The organism is Lentiprolixibacter sp. (assembly GCF_982873095.1).
Genome location: NZ_CEYNTP010000295.1, coordinates 1 through 3,033, shown reverse-complemented (window position 1 = coordinate 3,033; position 3,033 = coordinate 1). Strand labels below are relative to the sequence as shown.

Below are 3,033 nucleotides of genomic sequence, written 5' to 3'. Positions count from 1 at the left end.
GATCTGGAAGGACGTAATATAAAAGTAGACCGGAAGTTTGGGGAAAATGACCGTTTCCTCGAAAACATCATCATCCACATTAAATCAAATACCCAAAAGAACAACACCGTAATTAAGGCCAAAACCGGGGAGTTGATAAGCAGTGACCGCTCAGACATTATACAATTGGTGCTGAAAGACGGGCATTACTACGAAGATGTGGTGCCGCGAAATAGCAAGGATCAGAAAAAACACCCTTTCGCCCGTGCGGATTTTGACACCTATACTATCAACATAGAATTGCCAGATGATCAGCAAGACCTGGAGGAAGACCGGAATATCCGGACAGACAAAATGAAGAATATATACCGTCTGGCCAAAGACATCGATTCTCTGCGGGACAATAACATTAAGATTGTTACGGCCTTTTCGAAAAATATTTCTACCCGGATGGGGGCCTTTATTCCCCTTTTCCCAAAAGACACCCTTAGCGCAGAAGGAGAGGAGGAACCTGCAACTCCCGAAGAACTGGTAACGGAAATTGACGAAATTCAAGACAGTATACCGCCTGTAGCCCCGTACCAAGGGGAAATTATCGACCTTTTTAAGGAATGGCAGCACCAGCAGATATACAGTTCTGCCAATAACTCGGCCAGTAACATACTTAGCTCGGTGCTCGGGAAAAAAGAAGAACTGGAGAGGCGCTACAAGATCTATAACATGCATATCCTTTCTTTACATAAAAAATATGCTCTGGCCTTTTCCTGTATTATCCTCTTTTTTGTAGGGGCACCCCTTGGGGCCATTATCAGGAAAGGAGGCATCGGATTGCCTATGGTCATCGCCATTATCCTCTTTTTAGGCTATTATTTCATTGGCGTATTTGCAGGCAACTATGCAAAGGAAGGCAACATACATCCCATTTTCGGGGCATGGCTATCTACCCTAATAATGTTACCTTTGGGGGTCTTTTTGACCCAACGGGCTACCGCCGACAGGGGATTGATGGATTTCGGGCATTTCACAGAACGCATCAAGAACTTTTTCAAAGGGATCAAGCTGAGAATTTCAAAATGATTGTGAGCAAAGAAGCTAAAATTCAGTTAAACACCATCGAAGAGGCCATTGCAGATATAAAGCAGGGCAAGGTGATCATCGTGGTAGATGATGAAAACAGGGAAAACGAAGGCGATTTTATTGCTGCTGCGGAAAAGGTTACCCCGGAAATGATCAACTTCATGGCCAAGCATGGCCGTGGCCTGATTTGTGCTCCCCTGACCGAGGAGCGGTGCCGGGAACTGGACCTTACTATGATGGTGGAAAACAATACTGTATTGCACCACACCCAGTTTACCGTTTCAGTAGACCTCATTGGGAACGGTTGTACCACAGGGATTTCGGTGCAAGACAGAGCCAAGACCATCCAGGCCCTGGTTAAGCCGGATACTCGGCCGGAACAACTGGGACGACCCGGGCACATATTTCCTCTTAAAGCAAAGAATGGCGGAGTATTGAGGCGAACCGGCCACACCGAAGCCGCTGTGGATTTTGCCCGCTTAGCCGGTCTGGCCCCTGCAGGAATATTGGTAGAAATCCTGAATGAAGACGGCACCATGGCCCGACTACCACATCTCATAGAGGTGGCCAAAAAGTTCGACTTAAAATTAGTGTCTATTGAAGACCTGGTGGCCTATCGTATGCGCCATGACAGCCTGATCGTAAAAAGGGAATCCTTTGATGTGGATACCCGCTTTGGGCGCTACACCCTGCACGCCTATCAGCAAACCACAAATGACCAGGTACACCTGGCCCTCACCAAAGGAAACTGGAAATTAAACGATCCTGTGTTGACCAGGATCAATTCCACCCTCGTAAATAATGATATCCTCGGCACGCTTACCCACAATGTGGATAAGAAATTAGACGATATGTTCCGGGTGCTCAACGAAGAGGGAGCCGGGGCCATCGTCTTTATCAACCAGCAAAGCCAGTCGTTTAATTTGCTTAAGCGGATTAAAGGCTTACAAGAAAATCAGAAAATGGGTATTCAGAAGGCCCCTAAGATAGAAATGGACACCCGTGATTTCGGGATTGGTGCGCAAATCCTGCACGACCTGGACATCAGTAAGATGCGGTTAATGACGAATTCCGAACAAGCGAAGCGGGTGGGAATTGTGGGATACGGTCTGGAAATCGTAGAGTACGTACCGTACTAAACCCTGGAATGATCCCTATAAAGCTGTCAAAACCTGCTGCATTCTTACAGCGCGGCTTTCAACTTCTTCAGTGGTCCAACCTATTTTAACCAAAACCGAAATAGCCCGACCCATCCAGTGGTCCGAACGGGAAAAATCCCGGTTGTGGTAATTGGGCAACTGATCGCGGACTTCCTGATTGAGTTTCCCAAGGGAATCCAGATTTTTTAAATGCTCCCACTCCCTGTGGTAATGCCAGTTATTGTCATACCAGTAGAAGCAACCATCTATACCCGCCTCCAACATAGCCCTATGGGCCTTTCTGGCCAATTCCTCAGAAGGCATGAAAAAATTAAAAAAGGAATAGTTCTGTACACCGGTATCGGGGACCCTTCTAAGCTGTAGCCCCGGAATATCCTGAAGAGCCTCTTCTATAATTCTGTAATTTCTTTCCTGAATGCCCAAAAATTCGTCAAGCCTTCTCAATTGGGCTACCCCAACAGCAGCATTCAGTTCGGAAATTCGGTAATTGTAGCCGAGAAAGGGATGGGTTTCAGCCCCTCTGTCTGTACCCTTATGGTCATGCCCATGGTCCGAATAGTGATCTGCATTCTGGTAAAAGGCCTCGTTATTGGTGATCAGGGCCCCACCTTCCCCGCAGGTGATGGTTTTTACATAATCGAAGGAAAAACATCCCAGGTCCCCGTAACTGCCCAGGGGTTGGCCAGCATAACTCCCGCCAATGGCCTGACAGGCATCCTCAACCAGCAGCAGCTTATGGGTATCGGCGATATCTTTAAGTGCCTTGAGGTCAGCCATGGAACCGCACATATGTACCGGCATAATCACTCGCGTTCTT

Annotated in this window: 3 protein-coding genes; 2 read left to right on the top strand and 1 reads right to left on the bottom strand. The window is 47.3% G+C overall.

The genetic code is table 11. From position 1 onward, the window contains the following. Both AC4E7D_RS13425 and ribB read left to right on the top strand, forming a co-directional pair. On the top strand, window positions 1–1,056 hold a 1,056-nt coding region (locus tag AC4E7D_RS13425; RefSeq protein WP_490174294.1), incomplete at its 5' end, for an LptF/LptG family permease. Further along, window positions 1,053–2,195, top strand: coding sequence for a 3,4-dihydroxy-2-butanone-4-phosphate synthase (gene ribB, locus AC4E7D_RS13420; protein WP_490174293.1), 1,143 nt, complete (start codon window positions 1,053–1,055; stop codon window positions 2,193–2,195). The genes AC4E7D_RS13425 and ribB, both read left to right, overlap by 4 nt. 15 nt (window positions 2,196–2,210) lie before the next feature. Here ribB and AC4E7D_RS13415 read toward each other — a convergent pair. Further along, on the bottom strand, window positions 2,211–3,033 hold an 823-nt coding region (locus tag AC4E7D_RS13415), incomplete at its 5' end, for a DegT/DnrJ/EryC1/StrS family aminotransferase (protein ID WP_490174292.1).